We start from the raw sequence: 3,198 nt of genomic DNA on the forward strand, positions 1-3,198 counted from the left end.
CTGGCCGTCCGCGGGGCGCCCCACCGGGCGGTCCGCCAACCGTTCGCGGGGCCTCCACCGGGCTGTCGCCAGCCGTTCGCGGGGCCTCCACCAGGCTGTCCGCCGGCCGTCCGCCGGTCGGCCGCCGGGTGCTCCGCCGGCCGTTCGCCGGGCCGTCCACTGGCCGTCCGCGGGGCGCCCCACCGGGCGGTCCGCCAACCGTTCGCGGGGCCTCCACCGGGCTGTCCGCCAGCCGTTCGCGGGGCCTCCACCGGGCTGTCCACCGGGCGGTCCGCCGGCCGTTCGCCGGGCCGTCCACTGGCCGTCCGCCGGGCAATCCGCCCGCCGTTCGCCGGGCGTCCACTGGCCGTCCGCCGGGCGGTCCGCCGGCCGTTCGCCGGGCCTCCGCCGGGCGGTCCCCGGCCGTCCACCGGGCCGTCCACCGCCGCCGGGCGACACGCCGGGCCCTCCGCCGACGCTCGGCGGCACTCGGCAACAGCCCTGGTCGGGAGGGGTTTCCCAGGTGTTTCCCGTTGCCCGGTGGGATGGGGCGACGCCCGGATCTCGACGCGCGGGGTGGTGGTCGAGCAGGCTGCTGCCCGACCACCACCAGTTCATCGGACCGACAGGAAACGGGGGTTCCGGCATGGTGAGCCGGACCAGTCTCATCCGCACAGTGATCGCACTCATGGCCCTGCTGCTGTGCGCGCCGCTGTCCACGGCCGCGGCGGCACCGTCCGCACCGGCCGCTCCCGCCGCCGGCTGCGGCGTCCTCGCGCCGGGCGCCTCGGCCGCCGCCGAGCGGGCGATCGCCGCGGCCTGCGCCGAGGTCGCCGCCGGCACCTGGTACACGTGGGGCGGCGGCCACGGCGCCCAGCCCGGCGCGACGTACGGGCAGGTCGATCCCACCGACCCGGCCAGCGAACACGACCCCGAGCGGCGCGGCTTCGACTGCTCCGGCCTCGTCCGGTACGCGTACGCGCAGGCCGCCGGCGGTACGGACATCCTCAACGGCGTCGCCAGCCAGCAGTACTACACGCACCGCGCCGCGGCCCGCTTCACCGCCGCCCAGGGCCTCGCCCCGCTGCTGCCGGGCGACCTCCTGGCCTACGGCAACAAGAGGAACCTGCACCACATCGCCATCTACCTCGGCGCGGGCAAGATGGTCGAGGCCAAGCAGTCCGGCACCAAGCTGATGGTCAGTGACGTCCGCCTCGGCGGCGACTACTTCGGTGCCGTCCGGGTCAACACCGGCCAGGTCACCGGCCACATCCACCAGACGTGGGGCACCGACGTGTGGACCAAGGAGGAGCCCCGCATCGCGTCCGGGCGCGTGTACGCCTTCCCGTACTCGACCACCATCCGCGTGTACTGCCAGAAGCACGCGGAGAAGGTCAACGCGGAGGGCTACGAGAACGACGCCTGGTCCTACCTGCCGGACTACAAGGCATGGGTCACCAACATCTACATCAAGGGCCCGGCCTGGCTCGCGGGCGTACCCAACTGCGACGACGTGCCCTTCCCGCCCCCGGGCCAGTGACAGTCCGCTCGGGAAACGCATCGAGCCAGTGACACATCGCGCCGGTGACCGTCGGGGGGCGGCCACCGGCGCGAGCCGTTCCCGACCTTGTCGGGCCGACCGCGACAGCCCGCCCGGGGCCGTTCCAACTGCCTCGACCTCGAGCAAGACTTGAGTGGTCTGCGGTGATCTCGCTGTGTCGATCGCGAGAGAAGGGAGACATGAGCGTGACTCTCAAGGAGTACTCGCAGGAGGAGTTGGCCGCCCAGCCCATCGGCTCATGGACCGGCGAGGCATACCGTCACGTGGTCGGCGCCCTCCGTGCGCAGTTGGCGGTGGAGGGCCTCACGCAGCCGCACTGGTGGACGCTCAACCACGTGGCCGGGGACCCCGGTAGGTGGACCCGCGCGACACTGATCGAGCGGTTGGCGAAGTACGAGGACCTCGGGATCGACTTCGACGGTGTCTTCGACGATCTCGTCGCCCGCGGTTGGCTGACGGAGGACGCGGGGCTCATGACCTTGACCGAGGCCGGTGAGGACGGGCGCCTTCGGGCCAGGGAACGCAACGCACGTGTGCATCGGCAGATGCATGAGGGCGTCGACACGGCCGACTTCGTCACCACCGTCAACGTCCTGCGCCGCATGGTCGCCAACCTGGGCGGCGACGGCAACCTGCCGGACTGACGGGCCCCGCCGGCCGCCGCGGCCGGGACGAGGCAGACCTCAGGCCCGTGCCGCACACGGCCCCGGCCGTTCCCGTACGCTGCGTCAGCGTACGGGCACATTCTGTGGACAGTACGCAGATCTTCCCGTCAGTCTTGGTGCCGTCGGGGCATGGGGGCCACAGCGCACGAAGACCGGAGGTGGCCGCGGATGACGGGCGGCGGCATGGGCAACGAGTACGACGCGGCACCGGCCGACGAGGGGACGGTGGTGGACCGCGAACCTGACCCCTCGGACAGTCTGCGGACGTGGGGCGCCGTGACACAGGCGCTGCGCGAGCACGCGGGATACAGCCGGGCCGAGTTCGCGGATCTCGTCCGCTTCTCCAAGCACACGGTGGAGTCGGTGGAGCAGGGACGCCGGATGCCGGATGTGACCTATGTGGAGCGGGCCGACGAACTGCTCGGGAACACGGGGGCGCTGCGGAAGTCGTCCCAGTACGTGACACGGGGGAGAGGGGACGTGGGCCTGGCGGCCTGGTTCCGCCAGTGGGCCCGGCTGGAGCGGGTCGCGGTGAGCCTGTGCACCTATGAATGCAGGGTGGTGCCGGGACTGTTGCAGTCCAGGGACTACGCGCGGGCGGTCTTCGAGGGGACCGTCCCGGTGACGCCGGACGACCAGCTGGACAGCTTCATGGACCGGCGGATGGAGCGGCAGCGGATGCTGTCCGAGCGGCCGACGACCCCGTTCAGCTTCATCGTCGAGGAGCATGTCTTCCGGCGGCGGTTCGGCGACGGCACAAGGATGCGGGCGCTGTTCGACCATGTGCTGGAGCTGAGCGCGCCGCGCAACGTGACGCTCCAGATCGTGCCGCTGGAAGCCGGGCTGCACGCGTGCCTCGACGGGCCGGTGCAGCTGCTGGAGACACCGAAGGGCCAGCGGCTCGCGTACGCGGAAGGGCAGCAGAACGGCCGTCTGATCTGCGACGCGAAAGAGGTGAGCCTGCTCCACCAGCGCTATGACTGTGAGGATGAT

General features: G+C 72.1%; 3 protein-coding genes. All 3 read left to right on the plus strand.

The features are described from left to right. Positions 1-655: 655 nt before the first annotated feature. Positions 656-1,519, plus strand: a complete 864-nt coding sequence (locus tag AOK23_RS33725; RefSeq protein ID WP_240496689.1) for a C40 family peptidase — start codon at positions 656-658, stop codon at positions 1,517-1,519. A gap of 200 nt (positions 1,520-1,719) precedes the next feature. After that, positions 1,720-2,184 carry a hypothetical protein gene (locus tag AOK23_RS33730; RefSeq protein WP_055716338.1) on the plus strand — a complete coding sequence of 155 codons (465 nt, stop codon included), beginning with the start codon at positions 1,720-1,722 and terminating at the stop codon, positions 2,182-2,184. 189 nt (positions 2,185-2,373) lie between these two features. After that, positions 2,374-3,198: helix-turn-helix domain-containing protein (locus AOK23_RS33735; RefSeq protein WP_055716339.1), on the plus strand; the 825-nt coding region annotated here is incomplete at its 3' end.

The sequence above is a fragment of the Streptomyces torulosus genome (assembly GCF_001419765.1).
Classification (GTDB): Bacteria; Actinomycetota; Actinomycetes; order Streptomycetales; family Streptomycetaceae; genus Streptomyces; species Streptomyces torulosus.